The 456-nt window shown below is 71.3% G+C and carries 1 protein-coding gene; it reads right to left on the reverse strand.

The features are described 5' to 3' along the window. Positions 1 to 456, reverse strand: a 456-nt coding sequence (locus LK12_RS23370; protein ID WP_039290739.1) for an erythromycin esterase family protein, incomplete at both ends; no start/stop codon positions are given.

Genomic DNA, 456 nt, shown 5'->3' on the forward strand with positions numbered 1-456 from the left:
CTCGAGCAGGGTCTGCGAGAGCAGGTCGGACACGTCCCCGCGCCTCGACCCCCGCCAGTCGGTGAGCGCTCGGGCCAGACCGGTACCGCGAAAGGCGCCTTCCCAGCTGTCGTCGCGGGCCGGGCGCACCTGCATCACGTGCATGTCCGCGCCCCAGTCCGAAGCCGCGGCCACCGTTCCCCGGTCCGTGCCGAAGCCGATCAGCACGGCCTGGTCGCCATAGGCCGCGCGCGCCAGTTCGCCGATGTTGAATTCCCCGCGCCAGCCCATCGCCGTGGCCGAGGCATTGCCGATGTGCGAGTTGTGCGCCCAGATCACCGCGCGCGCATCCTCGCGGTGCGCCATCAGCCGCAGCAGCGTATCGAACATGTGCCGGTCGCGCAGGTTCCAGCTTGCCGCGGCGCCGCGGTACATCGCCCGGTAGTACTGCTCAGCCGCGCGCACGATGCGGGCGTT

This window comes from Novosphingobium malaysiense (assembly GCF_000802225.1).
Taxonomy (GTDB): Bacteria; Pseudomonadota; Alphaproteobacteria; order Sphingomonadales; family Sphingomonadaceae; genus Novosphingobium; species Novosphingobium malaysiense.